Source organism: Micromonospora sp. NPDC051924 (assembly GCF_055586005.1).
Genome location: NZ_JBVJJA010000003.1, coordinates 211618 through 230930 on the forward strand (window position 1 = coordinate 211618; position 19313 = coordinate 230930).

Here is a 19313-nt window from a genome sequence, read left to right on the forward strand (position 1 = left end):
TCGGCGAGTCGGTAGCGTCGCGCTCTTCGGCCGCCGCGCGCCGCCGGAGTACCCGAGGGCGTACCCATGACCGATCCCACGACCACGGCAGCCCGTCGCCGCCTCGACGCCGCGCTGTCCGGCCTGGCCACCACCTTCCGCGGGATGACCGCCCACCCCGACGAGTACGACTGCGCGTGCCACTGGGGCAGCGCGGAGGAGCTGGCGCTGCTCAAGACGCCGGACGTGGCGCTGGAGCCGGACCTGCTGACCCGCACCTGGTTCGGCGGCACCTGGACCTACCCGGCGGACGTGCTGCGGCGGATCCTGCCGCAGTTCGCCACCGCCCTGGTCCGGGGCGAGGTCACGCCGCTGGGGACGGACACCGCCGGGGAGAGATTCGGCCGCGCCGACTGGCAGGCCTGGCCGGCCGCGCAGGCCACGGCGGTCGGCGACTTCCTGACGGCATGGTGGGACCGCACCCTCGCCGAGCCGGAGCCGGTGGTTCCCGCGCACCAGGTGCTGCCGTTCCTCGCCGAGGCCGGCGGGAGCCTGCCCGGCTGGCTCGACGTCTGGGCGGGGACGACCGGCCCGGCGGCGGACCGGCAGCTCGCCGACGCCGCCGACGAGTGGGTGGTCGACCTGCTCGGCGACGACCTGCCGTGGAGCGGCTGGCGGAACGACGAGCGGGAGCGCGCCGCCGAGCTCGCCGACTGGCTGGCGCGGCACGCCCCGGACCGGCTACGGGCGCACGGGGCGTCCGAGCTGCTGGTGCACCGGGTCCGGCTGCTCGGGCTCACCGGACCGCAGCGGTGGGACGACCCGCACTTTCCGTCCTGTCGGGAGTGAGCCGACGGCTGCCGGTCAGCCGGCCAGCGCCGCGCCGATCGCGCGAACCCGACCCGGGGCGGCGGAGGTCCGGCGGCGAGGGCGAACGGGGCGGCCCCGTGCGGCAGCGCCGCACCGGCCGAGGGCGTGGTCCAGCACGGACCTGCCGGGCAGCTTCTCGGCGTCGACGAGGGCGATGCCGCCCGTGCCGAGGCCGGCGAGGCCGACGGCGGCACCGGCGGCCTGGAGGAGTCGACGGCGGGTACGGGCATCCGGTCACGGTAGACGCCCGGTGCGGCCGAGGTGGTCCGGCAGCAGCGCCAGGGTCGGCGCGAGCTGCGAATGCGCGGGCGTGGGCAACGCCTCGCGGGTGAACCAGCCGAGCCGGTCGAACTTCTCCGGTTCGCCGAGCGTGACCTCGGCGGGGTCGACGTGAACCGCGAACACCACCGCGACCCAGTGCGACGGCGGGTCGTCCCGCACCACGTTGCGGACCCCGAGCAGGGTGGTCGCCAGCGGCGAGGCGCCGTACTCCTCGCGGACCTCCCGAGCGACGGCGGCCTCGAACGTCTCGCCGAACTCCAGCGCCCCCGCCCCGGTGTCCCAGGTGCCGGGTTCGTCGCGGGCGCCGGCCCCACGCCGGGCGAGCAGCAGCCGGCCCGCGCCGTCGTGGCAGACGAAGACGCAGGACACCGAGGGGGCTGGCAACTGCTGGCCTGGTGGCCGTCATTAGTGCTCATAGGTTTGCTAGAGTGACGGTGTGAACTTGAAGGAGTGGGCGGCGGCAACCGGCATCTCGTACGCGACCGCACGGCGTCGTTACGAGTCCGGGACGCTGCCTGTTCCCACGTACCGGCTCGGGCGGCTGATCATGGTGGGTGAGCCACTGACCGGCGCGGTTCCGGACTCGGGGCAGGTCGTGGTGTACGCGCGGGTCTCATCGGCCGATCAGGAGCCGGACCTGGACCGGCAGGTTGCCCGGGTCGCCGTGTGGGCGACCGGGCGGCGCCTCGCCGTTGACCGGGTGGTGACCGAGGTCGGCTGCGCACTCGATGGCCATCGCAAGGAGTTCCTCGCCCTGCTGCGCGACCCGGCCGTGTCGACGATCGTGGTCGAGCACCGGGACCGGTTTGCTCGCTTCGGTGCCGAGTGCGTTGAGGCCGCCCTTGCCGCGCAGGGCCGACAGCTGCTTGTGGTCGACCCGGTCGAGGTGGACGACGACTTGGTGCGTGACGTGACCGAGATCCTGACATCGCTGTGCGCCCGCCTGTACGGCCGCCGCGCTGCGGCGAACCGCGCCCGCCGCGCCGTCGAAGCCGTCACCGGGGACCCTGCGTGAAAACGATCCAGGCGTACCGGTTCGCGCTTGACCTCACTGCCGTGCAGGAGCGTGGCGTGCTCGCGCACGCCGGGGCGGCCCGGGTGGCGCACAACTGGGCGCTGGCCCGAGTGAGAGCGGTCATGGACCAGCGGGCCGCTGAACGCACGTACGGCATCCCGGACGACCAGCTCACCGAGAGCATGTCGTGGAGCCTGCCCGCGCTGCGCAGGGCGTGGAACGCCGCCAAGCAGGAGGTCGCGCCGTGGTGGCGCGAGTGCTCGAAGGAGGCGTTCAACACTGGCTTGGACGCCCTCGCCCGCGCGTTGAAGAACTGGGCCGAGTCCCGCAGCGGTAAGCGGGCCGGTCGGCCGGTCGGGTTCCCGAGGTTCAAGTCCCGCCGCCGCACGACCGCGTCCGTGCATTTCACCACCGGGGCGATCCGGGTCGAGCCGGACCGCAAGCATGTGGTGCTGCCCCGGCTGGGCCGGTTGAAGCTGCACGAGTCGGCCCGCAAGCTCGCCCGCCGCATTGACAACGGCACGGCGCGGATCATGTCCGCGACGGTGCGCCGTGACGGTGGACGCTGGCACGTCTCGTTCTGCGTCGAGGTCGAGCGCGCCGAGCGGGTACCTGCCCGGCCGGGCTCCGTGGTTGGTGTCGACGTCGGCATCAAGCATCTCGCGGTGCTGTCGACGGGTGAGCTGGTGGACAACCCGCGCCACCTGGCCGCCGCCCAACAGCGTTTGCGGCACCTCGGACGGGCACTGTCGCGCAAGACCGGCCCGGACCGCAGGACCGGCCGCCGCCCCTCGAACCGTTGGCAGCGCGCCGGGCATCGGCTCGGCCGCGCTCATGCCCGGGTGGCGAACCTGCGCCGCGATGGGCTGCACAAGCTCACCACTGGACTCGCCCGCGAGCACGGCACGGTCGTGGTGGAAGACCTCAACGTCACCGGCATGCTCGCCAACCGCAGGTTGGCCCGGCACATTGCCGATGCCGGATTCGCGGAGATCCGCCGTCAGTTGGCGTATAAGACTCGGTGGAACGGCGGCCGGCTCGCCGTGGCCGACCGCTGGTATCCGTCCTCGAAAACCTGCTCGGGCTGCGGCGCGGCGAAAGCCAAGCTGGCCCTGTCCGAGCGTGAGTACCACTGCCAGGCGTGCGGCCTCGTCATGGACCGAGACCGCAACGCCGCCGCTAATCTGGCCGCTCTCGCGGCTGAGTTCGACACCGCCGGGAGTGGCCCGGTGGCAGCACGTGGAGCCGACCGGAAGACCCAGTTCGCTGGGCAGGTGGCTGCGAAGCGTGAACCCGGCACGGCACCCGCCGGTCAGACCGGGACCGTCCCATCGCAAGGCGGGACTACCGACCGTGTGCTCACTAGAACGCACTGAGAGGTAACGGTACGCGCAGACATCAGCTCATTCTGCGCGATCCGGATCCGCCGCCGGGCCGGCCCCGGCAAGCAACGCCTCCGCCGAACCGGTCCGGGCGTAGAGCAGGAACCGCCCCGCCCGGTGGGTGCCGACCAGGCCGGCGTCGCGCAGCGCGGTCAGATGGTGCGAGACCGTGCCGGCGGACAGGCCGCACCGCCGAGCCAACTCGGTGGTGGCGGCCGGTACGGCGAGCTCGTGCAGCAGGGTGGCCCGGGTCCGTCCCAGCACCCGGGCGAGCGCCGCACTGGCCGGGTCGGTGCTGCGCTCCCAGAGCGTCCCGACGGCCCGCGCCGCGTAGCGCAGGACGGGCTGAGCGCTCCGCTCGGACAGGTTGGACCAGACCCGCGAGCCGGCGAAGACCGACGGGACCAACAGCAGACCCCGGCCCTCCAGGTCGACCGTGCCGGCCCGGGTCAGGTGGTCGACGTGCAGCGTCCCGTCCGTCCACGAGACGTGCGGATCGATCCGGTTCAGCAGGCCACGCACGCCCTCGGCCGCCATCCGCCCGGCACCGACCAGCACCTCGCGTTCCAGCAGGGTCCGCATCCGGGGCCAGTACGGGGCGATCGCCGCGTCGACGTAGTCGGCGATCACCTCCGCGAGCCGGGCCAGACCGGCCGGCGGGTTGTCGTACAGGGCGGTGAGTCGGGGCGGGCGGGGACCGGGCAACTCGTCCAACCCGGACCGGACCACCTCTGGCGGGGTGGCGGCCAGTGCGGCCAGTTCCCACTCGATGGTGGGTTGCGCGGCCAGCGGGGGCGGGCAGACGAACCCCGGGATCACGCCGGTCGGTAACGGCACGAGGTCGGCGAGGATCCGCCAGTCCACGGCGGCGAGCCGCGGCCGGACCTGCTGGTGCCAGGGTTGGTGGGCGGGAAACCAGTCCGGGTTCTTCACCACCCGGACGCTGGCGACCGCCTCCCACAGCGGTGACACCGCGAACCGGATGTTGGCCAGGTCCCGCACCCCCAGCGCGACGCTCAGCACCGGCACCTCCCGACGGATTCGACGTAGCTCAAAATTATCGACCCCGCCGCCGCCGGCCGTAAGGGTCGCTGCCATGACCACCACCGCTTTGCCGTCGGCGTCGACCCGCTGGCCCCGCCCGTTCCGCCACGTCTACGCCGCCAACCTGGCCGACAGCCTGGGCTACCAGGTGGGCTACCTGGCGGTGCCGGTACTGGCCGTGTCCGTGCTCGCCGCCGACCCCGGGCAGGTCGGCCTGCTCGCCGTGCTCGGCACCGCCGCGTTCCTGGTGATCGGACTGCCCGCCGGGGTGTGGGTCGACCGGTCGCCCCGCCGCACCGTGATGGTCACCGCCGACCTGGCCCGCGCAGCCCTGTACGCCTCGATCCCGCTGGCCTGGTGGGCGGACGTGCTGACCATCGGCCAGTTGTACGCGGTGGTGCTGCTCGCCGGCATCGCCACGGTCTTCGGAGACGTGGCCGCGCAGAGCTTCCTGCCCGAGTTGGTGGGCCGGGAGCGGTTGGTGGCGGCAAACTCCCTGTTGATGACCACCAACGCCACCGTGCAGATCGGTGGCCGCGGTTTCGGCGGACTGATCGTGCAGTGGCTCGGTGCGCCGGTCACGCTGGCCCTCAACGCGGTCACCCACCTGCTCTCCGCGCTCGCCCTCACCCGCGTACGCCCCACCACCGCGGCCGCGCCCGGCCGGGACCGCCCGGTCGGCGGCTTCGGCCGGCAGCTCGCCGAGGGGGTACGGCACGTGCTGGGCAACCCGCTGCTGCGTCCGCTGGCCGTCTCGCTGGCCGGCATCAATCTCACCGTCAACCTGATGACCGCCATGCTGCCGGTGGTCTTCCTGCGCGAGCTGGGACTCGGCGCCGGCCTGCTCGGGCTCTTCTTCGGCGCCGGTGGGATCGGGGCGTTGCTGGGCGCCGTGACCGCCCGTCCGTTGGCCGCCCGGATCGGGCACGGCCGCGCGCTGTGGTTGCCCGGGGTGCTGGTGGCGCCGGCCGGCATGCTCGTCGCGCTGGTCGACACCGGGCCGTGGCTGTGGCTGGCCGGGTTCGGCTGGCTGGTGTTGGCCTGGCGGACCGGGATCGGCAACGTGATCGGGGTCAGCCTGCGGCAGCGGGTCACCTCGGACGCGCTGCTCGGCCGGATGAACGCCACCTTCCGGTTCCTGCTCACCGGCGCGATCGCGGTGGGCGCCGGGCTGGCCGGCCTGCTCGGCCAGTACGCGGGCCCGCGTACCTCGATCTGGGTCGGCGCCGTCGGCGTGGCACTCACCTGGCTCCCGGTGTTCCGCTCGCCGCTGCGGGGCTTGGCCGACCCGGCCGCGCTGCCGGTGGTCGACCGGTAGCGGCCGCCTGCCGCTCGGCGGACGCCGCCACCGACCGCCGCACCCCGAGTGCCGGCCCAGCACCGAGGGACACCTCCGGGCGCGTCCCCGCCCGGTGCCCTCCGCCCGGATCCTCTTGTCCCCGACCGCGATCAACTCGCGACCGAGGGACATCGGCCGAACGCTCGACCAGGCCGCCCTGGACGGGCCAGGCCGCCGACATGTTGTCCTCAATCGCCCTGATCCATCACATAAATCCGGCGTGTTTACCTTTGGGCAATGTTAGCTTTGCCTCTGCGTTCATCTCGGCCCAAAGAGGTCGAATCAGAATGATCCGGACATAGGGCACCAAAGCGCCCAACGCTGCGCGAGTACGGGGGGAAGAGGAGCTGATGAGAGGTACATCCAATGTCACCGCCGGAGGTCCGAGGAGAGCCGACTTCGCACTGCGGAACGGCCTCATCGCATCCCACGGGGAGGGGATCCGGTGACGCTGGATCGGGACATCGACACGCACGTCTCCAGCCTGCGACCCGAGCTGCCAGCCGCCGCACCGCCGGGGCATGGCGACCGGACACTGAGCATTCTTCGGATGCGGGAACGGCCCGAGAGCGGAACCGGAGTGGTCAGCGCTCGTCCCGAGCGACAGACCGTGAGTGTGGTCATTCCGACGCTCAACGAGGAGAAGAACATCGCGTGGGTGCTCGAGCGGATGCCGCCGATCGTCGACGAGGTGGTCCTCGTCGACGGGCACTCCCGTGACCGTACGGTCGAGGTGGCCCGCGCCATCCGGCCGGACATCGTGGTGCTGACCCAACACTGCCGGGGCAAGGGAGACGCGGCGCGGGTGGCGTTCGCCGCGGCCACCGGCGACCTGATCGTGATGATCGACGCCGACGGCAGCATGGATCCCCACGAGATCCACCGCTTCGTCACCCCGCTCATGAACGGGTACGACTTCGTCAAGGGCTCGCGGTTCCTGGCCGGCGGCGGATCGACCGACCTGACTCCGCTGCGCCGAACCGGGAACCATGTGCTGGTCCGGCTGACGAACACCTTCTTCCTCGTCCGCTTCACCGACCTGTGCTACGGCTTCTGTTCGTTCCGCCGCGACTGCCTGCCGGCACTCGCGCTGACCGCGCACGGCTTCGAGATCGAGACCGAGCTGGTGGTGCACGCGCTGAAGGCGAATCTGCGCATCGCCGAGGTACCGAGCAACGAACTCCCCCGCCGCTGCGGCACCTCCAACCTGCACACCTTCCGGGACGGTCAGCGGGTGCTCCGAACCCTGATCCGGGAGCGGGTCCTACGGCGCCCTCGGCCGGTGGTGGACCCGATCGACCACCGCGTGCTGCACCGGTGGCAGCCCTCGACCGCCGAGCCGACCAACCCGACGCTGAGCGAGGTGTCCCGATGACGCGTTCGCTTCGGCGATCCCGGGTGGTGCGCGGTTCCCACGCCCTCGCCCTGCTGCTGGGCGTCCTGTTCGCCGTCACACCCGTGCCCGGGTTCACCGCACCGGCCCGGGCGGACACCGGCGACATCGGCTACGTCGGTCCGTCCACCTCGGGCGACGGCTCGGCGGCGACCGGAGAGAAACCGGAGAGCAAGCTGTGGTGGAACGACGGCGCCTGGTGGGCGGTGCTCTTCCACACCAGCAGCCAGACCCACCACATCTACCGACTGGACCGCGCCACGCAGCAGTGGGTCGACACCGGGACCATCGTCGACAACCGACCGAAGACCCGGTCCGACGTGCTGTGGGACGGCAGCCGGCTCTACGTCTCCTCACACGTCCGGGCCAGTTCCTCCTCGGGCGCGGCCTCCGGAAACCCGGCCCGGCTCTACCGCTTCAGCTACAACGCCACGACGAGGACCTACACCCGCGACACCGGCTTCCCGGTCCAGATCACCAGCTACTCCAGCGAGACCCTCACCATCGACAAGGACTCGACGGGCGTGCTCTGGGCGACCTGGACGCAGGGCTCGAAGGTCTACGTGAACAACACGACCGGCGGGGACGCGCTCTGGGGCACCCCGTTCGTCCTCCCGGTCACCGCTGCCACCGGCCTGTCCAGCGACGACATCTCGTCGGTGGTGAGCATCGGCGGCACCCGGGTCGGCGTGATGTGGAGCAACCAGGTGAGTTCCGCGGTGTACTTCGCCGAGCACGTCGACGGCGCGTCGCGCTCCACCTGGGACGTCACGCGTACGGCGGTCCAGGGTCCGAACACCGCCGACGACCACATCAACCTCAAGGCACTCCAGGCCGACGCCTCCGGACGGGTCTTCGCGGTCATCAAGACCAGCCTCGACGACGCCGGCGCCTCGTCCTCGGCACCGTTGATCATGCTCCTCGCCCGGGATCCGTCGACCGGTGCCTGGTCCAGCTACCCGGTGGCGCGGATCAGCGACTGCCACACCCGGCCGGTCCTGCTGCTCGACTCCGAGCATCAGACGCTGTACGTCTTCATGACCGCCCCGGACAGCGGGTGTCCCTACACGGGCTACCCCGGAACGATCTTCATGAAGAGCTCGCCGATGAGCAGCATCGCCTTCCCGATCGGGCGCGGCACCCCGGTCATCAGGGACGCCGACTCGCCCAACATGAACAATGTGACCTCCACCAAGCAGGACGTCACCGGCGTCACCGGCATGGTCGTCATGGCCAGCAACGACGCCACCGCGCGCTACTGGCACGCCGACATCCAGCTGGGCTCGTCGTGAGCGCCGGGACCAGCGTCGAGCCCCGGGTCGGACCGGCACCCGAGGACCCGCGACCGCTGCGGGTGACGAGTCCGGCTCCGGCCGACGTGTGGGAGCAGGTGCTCGCCTCCGCGCCGAACGCCCTGCCGAGCCAGACGCCGACCTGGCTCCGCTGCGTGTGCATCGTGGAAGGCTACGAGGACGTCTCGCGCCTCTACGAGACCGCCGACGGAAGGCGCCTCGTCCTTCCGCTCGTACGACGCCCGGGGCTCGGCCCGATCCTCGCGACGGACTTCGGACTCCCGGTCGGCTGGGGACCGGGCGGGCTGGTCTGCGACGGCGGGGAACTGCGCCCGGAGGACGTCCGGATGGTGGTCACCGACCTGGCGCAGCGGCACGTGCTCAGCACCCTGGTCCGTCCCGACCCGGCGACGGCGCCGACGTGGGACGCGGTGGTGCCGGCGAGCGTGCTGCGCGAGGAGCGGATGACCCAGACGGTCTTCCTCGACGGCCGCTTCGACGAGGTCTGGCGCAAGCGGTTCCGCAGCGACACCCGCAACCGGATCCGCCGCGCGGAGCGGGCCGGCGTCCACGTCGAGTGTGACGACACGGGCCGTCTGGTCCCCGTCTTCCACCAGCTCTACCGCGAGTCCGTCGACCGTTGGGCGCGGCGGGACCGGCTCCCGCTCCCGCTCGCCCGGCGGTTGGCGGCCCGACGGGAGCCGGACCGGAAGCTGCAGACCGTCGCGGCCATGCTCGGCTCCCGATGCCGGATATACACCGCACACCACGACGGACGACCCGTCGCCGCGATCGTCGTGCTGCTCGGGGCGACCACGGCGATGTACTGGCGCGGCGCGATGCTGGAAAAGCTCGCCGGCCCGGTCTACGCCAACTACCTGCTGCACAAGACGGCGATCGCGGACGCGATCGAGGCGGGGTGCACGGCGTACAACATGGGCGACTCGGCACGGGTCTCCTCGTTGGAGCTGTTCAAGAGCCGCTTCGGCGCCGTCAGCCAGGACTACGCCGCCTACCGGATCGAGCGGGTGCCGATCACCCCGCTGGTCCAACGCGCCCGTGGCGGCGTACGGCGGATCCTGGCGCTCCGGCCGGTGCGGGGGTAGCACATGCGCCGTACACCGCCTCGCCGGCCGCGCACGCTCCGGCCGGCCGGCCTCCGCCGGCTGGTCCTTCCCACGGCCGTGATCGCGATCGCCCTGCTCGTGACCCGGCTGACCGACCCGTCCGCGCAGCCCCCGGAGGCACGATGAGCGGCGACGACACGACCGCGCCGACGATGACCGCGGTGTCGGGTCGCTCGGACCCGCCACGGCCGGCGGCACCGACGACGGTCCCGCCCGGGCTCACCCGAACGGTGCTGGCCGACCTCGACAAGGCCGGCGTGCGCTGGTGCCTGCTGCGCGGCGGCCCGGAGGCGCTCATCGCCCCTGGGGACGTGGACCTCCTGGTGGCGCCGGCCGACCTCGCGCGGGCCGTGGGTGTCATCGCGGCCCACGGCCTGGTCCGCCTGGCCGGTCACGGCCGGGGCAGTCACCGGTTCTTCCTCGGGCTCGACGAGGCCACCAGTTCATGGGTCGAACTGGACCTGGTGACCGAACTCGCCTACGGCCGACACTTCGAGGTGCGCACTCCGGCCGCCGCCCAGTGCCTCGGCCGGCGGACCCGCCAGGGCGACGTGTGGGTTCTCGCGCCCCAGGACGAGTTCTGGGCGCTGCTGCTGCACTGCGTGCTCGACAAGGGCGCCGTCGCCGACCACCACCTGCGTCGTCTGCGCCAGCTCGCGGACCACTCCACGCTCGACGGTCCACTCGCCCGGGCGCTGCCCGAGCGGGCGGCCCGGAAGCTGCTGGCGTACTGGCGGGCCGATCGCCCGGCTGCGCTGCCGGCCGTCCGGCGGCAACTGCTCACCGAGCTGCGCTGGGCCCGTCCGGCCAGCGCGGCCCGTCGTCTCGTCGGTTCGGCCGCCCTGCGCTCGATCGAGCGGCCGTTGCAGGCGTGGAGTCGGCGGGGTGCCTGCGTCGCCCTGATCGGCCCGGACGGATCCGGGAAGTCCACCCTGGCCCGGGGCCTCGAGTCGGCGTTCTACTTTCCGGTACGCCGCGTCTACATGGGGCTCTGGCCGTCGAACGAGGCGCCACGCAGCACCGCTGAGCAGAGCATCCGCATTCTGCTGCGCCCATTCACCGTGTGGCGTCGCTACCTGGCGGCGGTGCGCCACCGGGCGCTGGGCCGAATGGTGGTCTTCGACCGCTACGTCTACGACGCCCTGCTGACGCCGCGTGGGCCGCTGGTCTGGCTCAAGCGGCCGTACTTCCAACTGCTGAGCCGACTCTGCCCGGCACCCGACGTGGTGCTGCTGCTGGACGTCCCCGGTCCGGTCATGCACCGCCGCTCCGGGGAGTACGACCCCGAGCACCTCGAGGCGGAACGCGAGCAGTACCGGCGGCTGCGCCGGCGCATTCCGCACCTGGAGCGGGTGGACGCCGACCGGGCGCCGGACCTGGTACTCGCCGACGCGCTCAGCCGGATCTGGCGGCACTACGTCGAGCGGACCGCCGGGTGAGGGGCGCCCTGGAGTGGGCACAGCCGGTCCTGCGGGACCGGCTGGCCTGTTGGCTGCACCGGCCCGAGCGGAGCTGGACCGCCACCGTCGCTCCTCGTCTCGTCGCCCGGGCGACCGCCACCGACGAGTCGCGGTGGCGGACCGAGACCGTCGCCTTCACCGGCACGTCCGTCGCCGTGGCCACCGTACGGGGCGGCGGGGCCGCCGGGCGGTACATGGTCAAGGTGCCCTGGACCGACCGGGCCGCCGCGGGGCTGCGGCGCCAGGCCGCGGTGCTCGACCAACTGCGGACGAACCCGCGCCTGCCCGGCCTGCGCCCGCTCCTGCCGTACTGCGCGGCGCAGGGCGAGGTCGAGGGGCGCTTCTACTGTGTCGAGGAGGCGCTGCCGGGCGTGCCGGCGAGCGGGATGATGCTGCGGCGTACCCGGCGGGCCGCGCTGCTCGCCTCCGCCGGCCGGGTCATCCGCGACCTCCACCAGCGCACCCGGGAACGGACCCTGCTCGACCGGCCGGCGGTGGCGGAATGGGTGGACCTGCCGCTGCGGCGGTTGGAGGAGTTCGCCGCCACCCACCCGCGAGGTGACCGCTTCTTCGACACCGTCTGCCGACTACGGGAGGAACTCGTCATCGCCCTCGTCGGTCGCGCCGTGCACACCTCGTGGATCCACGGCGACTTCTGGCCCGGCAACCTGTTGGCCACCGCTCCGGGCGGCCGGGTGACCGGGATCGTCGACTGGGACCGCGCCGCGCCCGGCCAACTGCCCCTACACGACCTGCTGCACCTGCACGTCCTCGCCCGTCGGCTGGCCCGGGGCGACGAGCTCGGCGAGATCGTCGTCCAGGCGCTGCGGCACGGCATCGACCGGACGCTCGACGTCCCCGCCACCGAGGCGGCCGGCTGGCTCGACGGCATTCCGCCCCGACCGGCCCTGCTCCTCTACTGGCTACGCCACATCCTGCTCTTCATCGACTCGGAAGGTGACCATGACGATCCACGCTGGATCCGCGGCAACGTCGAACGCGTCCTCGTCAACGTCTGAGCCGGTCGCCGTTCTCGATCCGGCGGCGCCGGCCGGGACCGGCTCGACCCCGACCGTCACCGTGGTCGTCTGCGTCTACACCGAGCGGCGGTGGGCGCAGATCGTCCTGGCGATCCGCTCCGTGCTGACCCAGGACCTACCGGCGGCACAGGTCGTCGTGGTCGTCGACCACAACCCGGCGCTGCTGGAGCGGGTGCGGGCCACGTTCCCCGAGCTGACCGTCGTCCCCAGCACCGGCCCGCGCGGCCTGTCCGCGGCCCGCAACACCGGGCTGGCCCGGGCCACCGGCGAGATCGTCGCCTTCCTCGACGACGACGCCGAGGCGCAGCCCGACTGGCTGGCCCGGCTGCTGCCGCACTACCGGGACGAGCGGGTGCTCGCAGTCGGTGGGCACGCCGTACCGGCCTGGGAGGAGGACCGGCCGCGGTGGCTGCCCGCCGAGTTCGACTGGGTGGTCGGGTGCAGTTTCACCGGCCAGCCCACGGAGGTCGCCCCCGTGCGGAACGTCATCGGCTGCAACATGTCCTTCCGCCGGTCGGTCCTGGACCGCACCACCGGCTTCGACCCGGCGCTCGGCCGGGTCGGCCGGACGCCGGTCGGCTGCGAGGAGACGGAACTCTGCATCCGGGTCCGACGGCTCGAACCGGACGGCGTGGTGCTCTACGAGCCCGCGGCCCGGGTCCGGCACCGGGTGACCGTGGACCGGGCGACGTGGCGGTACTTCCGGCAGCGCTGCTTCGCCGAGGGGCGGTCCAAGGCGGTCGTCGCCCGGCTGGTCGGCAGCGACGCCGGGCTCGCCACGGAGCGCGCGTACACCCTCCGCACCCTGCCCGCCGGGGTGCGCCGCGGCCTGCGCCAGCTCCGTGCCGGCGACCGCGCCGGGCTGCTGCGCTCCGGCGCGATCGTCGCCGGGCTGCTGGTGACCGCCGCCGGCTACGTCTCGGCCCAGGCCCTACGCACCTCGCAGGCGGTCGGCAAGCCGGTCCCCCGCCGCCGGGGGGATCCGGCGCCGGTACGGGTGGTCGCCGTCGAACTCTCCGAGGGGGTGCCCGCCGTGCCCGACACGGGCGAGCCGGACGATACCCGGTACGGCGCCGCGCAGGTCCTGGTCCGGCTGCACGGGCAGCCGCTGGGGCTGGTCGACATCGCGCTGCCGGCCGGCGGGCTGACCGCGCCGGCGCTCGGCGCCGCGATCCTGGACCGCCTCCGCACCGCGATCGACGCGCACCTGCGACACGACGGCCTGCCCACGCTCGACCAGCTCGACCCGGGCCCGGCCGGGGAGACCGGCGGCACCGGGCCGGCCCGCCTCGCCGTGGCCCCCGCAGCCGCCGGCGCTGGACGTTGCCCGTCCCGCCGACCTGCGGCCGAGCACGCCCCGTTCGTCAGCGTGGTGGTGCCCACATGCGGCCGCACGCCGCTGTTCGAGTCCACCCTCGACACGCTCGCCGCGCTCGACCATCCCCACTTCGAGATCGTCGTCGTGGACAACGCGCCGCAGGTCACCGACACGGCGCGGATCGTCGCCCGGCGCGCCGCCGGCGATCCCCGGCTCCGCTACACCAGCGAGCCGCGGCGCGGCGTCGCGCACGCCCGCAACCGGGGGCTGGCCGAGGCGCGGGGCGCGATCGTGGCCTTCGCCGACGACGACGTCATCCTCGACCCGGCGTGGCTGCGCAGCCTCGTCGACGGGTTCGGCGACGATGACGTGGTCGGGGTGACCGGTCAGGTCCTCGCCCGGGAACTGGACACGCCGGCACAGATCTGGCTGGAGGAGTACGGCGGTTACGGCAAGGGCTGCCAGCGGCGGCGGTTCGACCGGGCCGGGGTCGCCACGCTCGGGGCAGGCGGCACGGGTCGCGTCGACCTGACACCGCCGTCGCTCCACCCGTACCTGCCCGGCTCGTACGGTTCCGGCGCCAACATGGCGTTCCGCACCGACGCGCTGCGCCGGCTGGGCGGCTTCGATCCGCGGTTGCGCAGCGGGGAGGACATCGACGTGCTGCTGCGTACGGTGCTCGCCGGACACACGCTGGCCTACGAGCCGGGGGCCATCGCCTGGCACACGCACCGACGTGAGCTGCGGGCGCTGCGGCGGACCATGTACCAGTACGGGGCCGGCCTCGGCGCCGTACTCACGAAATGCCTGGCGAGCGATCCCACCGCCCGACGCGAACTGCTGGGGCGGCTGCCCCGCGGCATCGCCTACGCCCTGCGGCCGGGGTCGGCGAAGAACAGCCGGAAACAGCAGGGCTATCCCGCCTCGCTGACCGTCCTCGAACTCTGCGGACTGGCACTCGGACCGCTCCACTACGCCGCCGCGGCGGCCCGATCCCGAAGGAGCCGCCGGTGAACCGTTCACCGAAGGCCATCGTGCCCGTCCTCTGCTACCACAGCATCGGCGACGTACGCCGCGACGACACGCTGCGCTGGTCGGTGTCGCCGGGTGACTTCGACGAGCAGATGGCGCTGATCCGGGAGCGGGGGTGCACCCCGATGACGGTGAGCGGCTACGCGGCCGCGCTGCGCGGGCTGGCCCCACTGCCGCCGCGACCAGTGCTGATCACCTTCGACGACGGCTTCCCCGACCTTGCCGACACCGCGCTGCCGGTGCTGCGCCGGCACGGGCTCACCGCGACCGCCTACGTCATCGTCGCACGGGTGGGCGCGGCACCGTCGCCCGGCGAGGATCCTTCACTCGACTGGGATCAGCTCCGTGAGCTGCGCTCGCACGGGGTGGAGATCGGGTCGCACAGCCGGAGCCACCGCGCGCTCGACTGCCTCCGCCCCATCGAACTGCAGCAGGAGGTCGCGGCGAGCCGACAGGTGCTGGAGGACGGGATGGGGGCGTCGGTCCGGTCGTTCGCCTATCCGTACGGCTACCACAGCAACGCCGTACGGACCGCGGTGCGCGCCGCCGGCTACTCCTCCGCCTGCGGAGTCAAGAACGCGCTGAGCCACCCGGACGACGACGTCTTCGCCATCGCCCGGGTGCTCATCGAGCGGGACACCGGCGTCACCGGAGTCGCGGCCCTGCTCGACGGCACCGGCTGGCCGCGGGCCTGGCGCGGCGAGCGGTTGCGCACCCGGGGCTGGCGGGCGTACCGACGGGCGCGTCACCTCGTACACGCAGGGCGTCCGCAGCTGAGCCAGCCGACCTCGTGACCGCACGAACGCCGGCGAGCGGCCCGGCCGAGCGGACCCGGGAAGTCGCCATCGGGAAGCACCAGGGACGGGAGGAGGGGTGACCTCATGAGCGCCCAACGTGCCGGGACCGCGGACCCGTCGGTCGGCCGCGCGGCTTCCGGCGTCGGCACCGCCGCCGAGCCGATCGGCGTACGGCTGCGCCAGCACCTGCGCGACCCGCTGAACGGCAACGTCTACGCGCTGATGCTCAACACGGCGGTGAGCTCGCTGCTCGGCATCGCGTACTGGGCACTGGCCGCCCGCCTCTACTCGCCGGGCGAGCTCGGCGTCGGGGCGGCGATGGTGTCCACGATGACGTTCCTGAGCAACCTCGCCCAGCTCAATCTGAACGGAGCCCTCGCCCGATTCCTGCCTGCCGCGGCGGAGCAGGGCAGCCGGCTGGTCGGGTACGCCTACGTGGTCACCTGCGTTGCGGCCCTCGCCCTGAGCGGCGGCTTCCTGCTGCTCGCGCCCCGGGTCAGCGAGCGGCTCGACTTCCTGAACGGCACTCCCCTGCTCGCCGTCGCGTTCGCGCTCTCCGTCGCCGCCTGGTGCGTCTTCACCCTGCAGGACAGCGTGCTGACCGCCCTGCGGGGAGTGGTCTGGGTCCCGGTCGAGAACACCGCCTTCGGGCTCGCCAAGATCGCGCTGCTGGTGCTGTTCGCCGGCGCCGTACCGAGTCTGGGCATCTTCATCTCGTGGAACGTCGCGGTCGTCGTGGCGCTCATCCCCGTCAACGTGCTGGTCTTCCGCCGCCTGCTGCCCCGGCAGCGGGCGCGCCGCGCCGAGGCGGCGCTGCCGGACCGCCGGGTGCTCGCCCGGTTCGTGGCGCTGGACTACGTCGGATACCTGTTCATGCAGGCCGGCACGAACGCCCTGCCGTTGATCGTGACCGCCCGGCTGGGCGCCGAGGCGAACGGCGTCTTCTACGTGGCCTGGCTGCTCGGCGGCTCCCTGGAGCTGGTGGCGTACCACTTCGGCACCTCGCTGACCGTGGAGGCCGCCGCCGACGAATCACGGCTCGCGGGGTACGCGCGGCAGGTGCTGCGCCGGGGCCTGCTCCTCTTCGCACCGGCAGTCGTCCTGCTCTGCGTGTCGGCGCCGCTGCTGCTGACCCTGTTCGGCCGCGACTACGCCTCGACCGGCGCGGACACCCTGCGGCTCTTCGCCGTCGCGGTGCTGCCCAAGCTGGTGCTGACCGTCTTCGTCGCGGCGTCCCGGGTGCAACGCCGGGTGGGACGCATCATCGCCGTTCAGGCGGCCACCAGCGTCCTGGTCGTGTCGCTGGCGCTGGTCGCGATGCCCGAGATCGGGGTCGTCGGGGTGGGCGTCGCGTACCTCGCCGGGCAGGTCGTGGTGATGGCCGCCGTCCTGCCGTCGATGACGCGGCTGCTGCGGGGCGCGTCGTGAGCGGCGGCGCGGCCCTGCTGACCGCCCGGGTCACCGCCGGTCAGCGGATACGAGCCGGCCTGATCGCGGGCGCCGAGTGGACCGTGCCCGCGGCGGCGCTCGCGCTCGGGATCTGGGGCCTGCGGCGGGGGGACGTCGCCGACATCGGGTCGCTCGGCCTGGTCACCGCGCTCCGCCCCGAACTGTACGTCGCGCTGGCCCTGCTGACCGCGAGCTTCCTCCGGGGCGTCTTCCGCACCCGGCCGGCCGCCGACGCTCTGCTCGCCGCGCACGTGGCGGTACTCGTCATCCTGCTCTTCGGCGCGGCGCCGATCATCGAGCCACTGCCACGCCTGATCTCGGGTTGGCTGCACGTCGGCTTCGCCGACTACATCGCCCGTACCGGGGAGACGCTGCCCGGGCTGGACGCCCGCTTCAGCTGGCCCGGATTCTTCGCGCTGACGGCCATGGCGACGCGGCTGGCCGGGATGCCGGACGCCATGCCGCTGCTGGCCTGGGCGCCCGTGGGGTTCAACCTGATCTACGGTGCCGTGGTGTTCCGGCTGGCCCGGGCGACGTCGACCGACCCCCGGGCAGCGTGGCTCGCCCTCTGGTTGTTCTTCCCGGCCAACTGGGTGGGGCAGGACTACTTCGGCCCCCAGGCGATGAACTACCTCTTCTACCTGGTCCTGATGCTGGTGCTGCTGCGCTGGTTCCGGCCGGTCCGGTCCGACGGCCCACTCCTCGAGCGGTCGCGGTGGAGCCCGGTCAGGGCGCTGCTGCGCCTGCTCCGGCTTCCGCCGAGGCCGCTGCTGCTCGAGCCGGTGCCCGAGTGGACCAGCCCCGGGTCCCTGGTCGGTCTGGTGGCGGTGGTCCTCGCCGTCTTCGCCGCCAGCGCCGTGAGCCACCAGCTCACCCCGATAGCCATCGTGGTCTGCGTCGGTGCGCTGGTGCTGGTCCGCCGCTGCACGCTCCGTACGCTGCCGGTCCTGCTCGGCGTCATGCTGATGGCCTACATCAGCTACGGCGCCGTCGGGTACTGGTCGGGGCACCTGAACGTCATGTTCGGCTCCTTCGGAAATGTCAGCGGCACCATCAACGACGGGGCGGTCGAACGGGTGCGGGGCGACGAGGGGCACCAGATCGTGGTGCTGCTGCGAGTCGTCCTCGCGATGGCGGTCTGGGGCCTGGCAGCCGTCGGCGCGTGGCGACGGATGCGCCGCGGACATGGCGACCTGGGGCTCCTGGCGCTCGCCGGCGCACCGTTCCTTCTCCTCGGGATGCAGAGCTACGGCGGTGAGATCTTCCTCCGGGTCTACGCTTTCGCCCTGCCGTTCATGACGATCCTGCTGGCCGCCCTGGTGGTCCCGGCGTGGCCGGCGCGACGCCGCGTCCCCGCGGCGCTCATGGCCGGTGTGCTGAGCACCGTCCTCATCGGCGCGTTCTTCGTCGCCCGGTACGGCAACGACGCCTTCGAGCAGGTACGCCGGGGCGACCACCGGGCGGTGGAGTGGCTCTACGCGCACGCCCCGGCGGACGCCACGTTCGTCTCGGTGACCTCCAACGTCCCCTGGCGGGGACAGGCCGTCGAACGGTTCCAGTACCGGCCTCTCGGCGAGGACCTCGGGCCGACGACGGTCCCCGGGATCGAGGAGGAGATGCGGCGGAACCCGAAGGGCGCCTACCTGCTCGTCACGAAGGGACAGTTCGTCTTCGCCGAGTCGTTCCTCGGCAAGCCGCGGGGCTGGGGCGAGGAGTTGGAACGCCAGGTCATCGATTCAGGACGGTTCAAGCTCGTCTACTCCAATCCCGAGGCGAGGATCTACGTCCTCGGCGGCAGCGAAAGGAGCGGTTCGTGACACAGATCGCCGAGCCCGATGCCATTCCGGCTCCGCCGGGCCCGCAGGCCGCTTACGCCGACGAGGAGGGCGCTGTCCCGCGTACGCCGTGGCCGGCGTTGGCGACCCTCATCGCCGGCGCCGGTGTCGTCAACCTCGTGCTCTGGGACGTGCCGGGCACCCTGCGGGCGGTCGGCGTCCTCGGCTACCTCTCCGTGGTCCCGGGACTGGCCTGCGCGCGGCTGATCCGGATACCGGACCGCCTCAGCACGTTCGTCGTCGGCGTCGCGCTCAGCCTCGCCCTCGGCGTCCTGATCGCGCAGGGAATGATCCATCTGCACCGATGGTCGCCGCAGCTCGGGCTCACCACCCTCACCGCAATCGCGTCGCTGGCCGCCCTGGTCGAGCTGGGCCGGGTCGCGGTGCAGCACCGGCGGCGGCGACGAATGGAGGCGGAATGATGGACATCGCGCTGAGCGTGGCCCGGGCCGGGCCCGTCCAGGCGAGCGTGCTCGCCCTGCTGATGCTGGCGCTCATCGCCCGGATCGTGGTGCAGCTCAGCGCGGCGTCGCCGCGACGGACGGCCCTCCGGGTCCTCGACCTGGCCACCGTACAGCTGCTCGTGGCGTTCCTGATCATCATTCTCCAGCGGTTCCGGGACCTGAGCTGACCGGCCAACTCCGCCCCGCACCGCCGCA

The 19313-nt window shown here is 72.8% G+C and carries 18 protein-coding genes; 16 read left to right on the forward strand and 2 right to left on the reverse strand.

Annotation, left to right across the window (positions count from 1 at the left end):
• Positions 1–66: 66 nt before the first annotated feature.
• Both ACZ6S5_RS03505 and ACZ6S5_RS03510 read left to right on the forward strand, forming a co-directional pair.
• Positions 67–828 (forward strand): hypothetical protein, encoded by a 762-nt coding sequence (locus ACZ6S5_RS03505; RefSeq protein ID WP_465997332.1) that lies wholly within the window; start codon positions 67–69, stop codon positions 826–828.
• A 126-nt stretch (positions 829–954) separates the two neighbouring features.
• Positions 955–1092, forward strand: a complete 138-nt coding sequence (locus ACZ6S5_RS03510) for a hypothetical protein (protein ID WP_465997334.1) — start codon at positions 955–957, stop codon at positions 1090–1092.
• Here the strand turns inward: ACZ6S5_RS03510 and ACZ6S5_RS03515 are convergent.
• On the reverse strand, positions 1084–1515 hold the full coding sequence (locus ACZ6S5_RS03515; protein ID WP_465997336.1) for an NUDIX domain-containing protein: 432 nt from the start codon (positions 1513–1515) through the stop codon (positions 1084–1086). The two genes, ACZ6S5_RS03510 and ACZ6S5_RS03515, sit on opposite strands and share 9 nt — an antisense overlap.
• Before the next feature lie 52 nt (positions 1516–1567).
• Between ACZ6S5_RS03515 and ACZ6S5_RS03520 the strand changes: the two genes are divergently transcribed.
• Both ACZ6S5_RS03520 and tnpB read left to right on the forward strand, forming a co-directional pair.
• Positions 1568–2146 carry an IS607 family transposase gene (locus ACZ6S5_RS03520; RefSeq protein WP_465997338.1) on the forward strand — a complete coding sequence of 193 codons (579 nt, stop codon included), beginning with the start codon at positions 1568–1570 and terminating at the stop codon, positions 2144–2146.
• Positions 2143–3522, forward strand: a complete 1380-nt coding sequence (tnpB, locus tag ACZ6S5_RS03525) for an IS607 family element RNA-guided endonuclease TnpB (RefSeq protein WP_465997340.1) — start codon at positions 2143–2145, stop codon at positions 3520–3522. The genes ACZ6S5_RS03520 and tnpB overlap by 4 nt, the downstream gene beginning before the upstream one ends.
• Before the next feature lie 27 nt (positions 3523–3549).
• Here the strand turns inward: tnpB and ACZ6S5_RS03530 are convergent, their stop codons facing one another.
• Positions 3550–4626, reverse strand: a complete 1077-nt coding sequence (locus ACZ6S5_RS03530) for an ArsR/SmtB family transcription factor (RefSeq protein ID WP_465997342.1) — start codon at positions 4624–4626, stop codon at positions 3550–3552.
• Between ACZ6S5_RS03530 and ACZ6S5_RS03535 the strand changes: the two genes are divergently transcribed.
• From ACZ6S5_RS03535 to ACZ6S5_RS03590, 12 genes are all read left to right on the forward strand, one after another.
• Positions 4625–5890 carry an MFS transporter gene (locus ACZ6S5_RS03535; protein WP_465997344.1) on the forward strand — a complete coding sequence of 422 codons (1266 nt, stop codon included), beginning with the start codon at positions 4625–4627 and terminating at the stop codon, positions 5888–5890. The genes ACZ6S5_RS03530 and ACZ6S5_RS03535 overlap by 2 nt on opposite strands.
• A gap of 466 nt (positions 5891–6356) precedes the next feature.
• Positions 6357–7286, forward strand: a complete 930-nt coding sequence (locus ACZ6S5_RS03540) for a glycosyltransferase family 2 protein (RefSeq protein ID WP_465997346.1) — start codon at positions 6357–6359, stop codon at positions 7284–7286.
• Positions 7283–8596 carry a hypothetical protein gene (locus ACZ6S5_RS03545; protein ID WP_465997348.1) on the forward strand — a complete coding sequence of 438 codons (1314 nt, stop codon included), beginning with the start codon at positions 7283–7285 and terminating at the stop codon, positions 8594–8596. The genes ACZ6S5_RS03540 and ACZ6S5_RS03545 overlap by 4 nt, the downstream gene beginning before the upstream one ends.
• Positions 8593–9702 (forward strand): GNAT family N-acetyltransferase, encoded by a 1110-nt coding sequence (locus ACZ6S5_RS03550; RefSeq protein ID WP_465997349.1) that lies wholly within the window; start codon positions 8593–8595, stop codon positions 9700–9702. The genes ACZ6S5_RS03545 and ACZ6S5_RS03550 overlap by 4 nt, the downstream gene beginning before the upstream one ends.
• A 143-nt stretch (positions 9703–9845) precedes the next feature.
• On the forward strand, positions 9846–11162 hold the full coding sequence (locus tag ACZ6S5_RS03555) for a hypothetical protein (protein WP_465997351.1): 1317 nt from the start codon (positions 9846–9848) through the stop codon (positions 11160–11162).
• The gene (locus tag ACZ6S5_RS03560; protein WP_465997353.1) at positions 11159–12202 is read left to right on the forward strand and encodes a phosphotransferase family protein; all 1044 of its coding nucleotides are present in this window, start codon (positions 11159–11161) and stop codon (positions 12200–12202) included. The genes ACZ6S5_RS03555 and ACZ6S5_RS03560 overlap by 4 nt, the downstream gene beginning before the upstream one ends.
• On the forward strand, positions 12147–14555 hold the full coding sequence (locus tag ACZ6S5_RS03565) for a glycosyltransferase (RefSeq protein ID WP_465997355.1): 2409 nt from the start codon (positions 12147–12149) through the stop codon (positions 14553–14555). Before ACZ6S5_RS03560 ends, ACZ6S5_RS03565 begins: the two co-directional genes overlap by 56 nt.
• The gene (locus ACZ6S5_RS03570) at positions 14552–15367 is read left to right on the forward strand and encodes a polysaccharide deacetylase family protein (protein WP_465997357.1); all 816 of its coding nucleotides are present in this window, start codon (positions 14552–14554) and stop codon (positions 15365–15367) included. Before ACZ6S5_RS03565 ends, ACZ6S5_RS03570 begins: the two co-directional genes overlap by 4 nt.
• A gap of 87 nt (positions 15368–15454) precedes the next feature.
• Positions 15455–16798 (forward strand): lipopolysaccharide biosynthesis protein, encoded by a 1344-nt coding sequence (locus tag ACZ6S5_RS03575; protein ID WP_465997359.1) that lies wholly within the window; start codon positions 15455–15457, stop codon positions 16796–16798.
• The gene (locus tag ACZ6S5_RS03580) at positions 16795–18636 is read left to right on the forward strand and encodes a hypothetical protein (protein WP_465997361.1); all 1842 of its coding nucleotides are present in this window, start codon (positions 16795–16797) and stop codon (positions 18634–18636) included. Before ACZ6S5_RS03575 ends, ACZ6S5_RS03580 begins: the two co-directional genes overlap by 4 nt.
• Complete coding sequence (locus ACZ6S5_RS03585) at positions 18633–19076, forward strand: hypothetical protein (protein WP_465997363.1); 444 nt, start codon at positions 18633–18635, stop codon at positions 19074–19076. The genes ACZ6S5_RS03580 and ACZ6S5_RS03585 overlap by 4 nt, the downstream gene beginning before the upstream one ends.
• Entirely contained in the window at positions 19073–19285 is a 213-nt protein-coding gene (locus ACZ6S5_RS03590) for a hypothetical protein (protein WP_465997365.1), read from the forward strand. Before ACZ6S5_RS03585 ends, ACZ6S5_RS03590 begins: the two co-directional genes overlap by 4 nt.
• The last annotated feature ends 28 nt before the right edge of the window (positions 19286–19313 follow it).